Source organism: Nonomuraea deserti (assembly GCF_004348685.1).
Taxonomy (GTDB): Bacteria; Actinomycetota; Actinomycetes; order Streptosporangiales; family Streptosporangiaceae; genus Nonomuraea; species Nonomuraea deserti.
This window is the reverse complement of the sequence record NZ_SMKO01000411.1, coordinates 1-1,296: the sequence shown is the minus strand read 5'-3', so window position 1 is coordinate 1,296 and position 1,296 is coordinate 1. Positions and strand designations below refer to the sequence as shown.

General features: G+C 67.2%; 1 protein-coding gene. It reads right to left on the bottom strand.

Annotation, left to right across the window (positions count from 1 at the left end):
• The coding region (locus E1292_RS50400) for an IS256 family transposase (RefSeq protein WP_132606876.1) at positions 1–1,223 on the bottom strand (1,223 nt) is incomplete at its 3' end.
• Between the last annotated feature and the right edge of the window lie 73 nt (positions 1,224–1,296).

Below are 1,296 nucleotides of genomic sequence, written 5' to 3'. Positions count from 1 at the left end.
GGGATCGGATTCGGGGACGGTGTGTCGCCGGCGATGAGCCGGACGCGGGCTTTGGCCAGGATGTCCAGGCCCATATAGCGGCGGGCTTCGACCCATTCGTCGGTCTGTTCAGCCAGCACGGCGCCGACGAGGCGGATGATCGAGGGCCGGTCGGGGAAGATGCCGACCACGTCGGTGCGGCGGCGGATCTCCTTGTTCAGCCGCTCCTGCGGGTTATTCGACCAGATCTGCGGCCAGATCTCGCGGGGGAAGGCGGCGAAGGCGATCAGATCGTCCCGTGCGGCGTCCAGATGCTCGGCGGCGGCCGGATGCTTGGCCTCCAGGGTTTGCACGACCCAGGCGTGCTGGGCGTGCACCGAGGCGCTGTCGGGTTGGTCGAAGATGGTGCGGACCAGGGTGGCCACGAACGGCTGCGCGGACTTGTTGACGCAGGTCAGCAGGTTCCTGAGGTAGTGGCTGCGGCATCTTTGCCAGGACGCGCCGGCCAGGGTGGCACCGATCGCGGCCACCAGCCCGGCGTGGCAGTCGGAGATCACCAGTTGCACGCCGGACAGGCCTCGCGCGACCAGGCCGCGCAGGAAGGCCAGCCAGCCCGCTCCGTCTTCAGCCGAGGTGACCTCCAGGCCGAGGATCTCGCGTCGGCCGTCGGCGTTGACGCCAGTGGCCACCAGCACGTGCACGTTGACGATGCGCCCGCCCTCGCGCACCTTCTGGGTGAGCGCGTCCAGCCAGACGAAGGTGTAGGGGCCGGCATCGAGCGCGCGGGTGCGGAACGCTTCGACCTGCTCATCCAGCGTCTTGGCCATCTGCGAAACCTGGCTTTTGGAGATGTGCTTGATGCCGAGCTGCTCGATCAGCTTGTCGACGCGCCGGGTCGAGACGCCCAGCAGGTAGCTGGTGGCCACGACGCTGATGAGCGCCTGCTCGGCCCGGCGGCGTCGCTCCAGCAGCCAGTCCGGGAAGTACGAGCCCGACCTGAGTTTCGGGATGGCCAGTTCGATCGATCCCGCGCGGGTGTCCCAGTCGCGGGTGCGGTAGCCGTTGCGCCGGTTGGTCCGCTCGTCGCTGCGCTGGCCGTAGCCGGCTCCGCACAAGTTGTCGGCCTCGGCCGACATCAACGTCTCGGCCATGGTCTTCACCATGGATCGCAACATGTCAGGGTCGTCGGTCTCGATCTGCTTCGCCAGCCACTGCGCGGGCGTCACACTGTTGTCTGCGGCCATCGCCTGGATCTCCTTCGAATCTTGATCTTTGCTACTCGAAGGATCACGCGATGGCCGTCTTCATTTCACGACG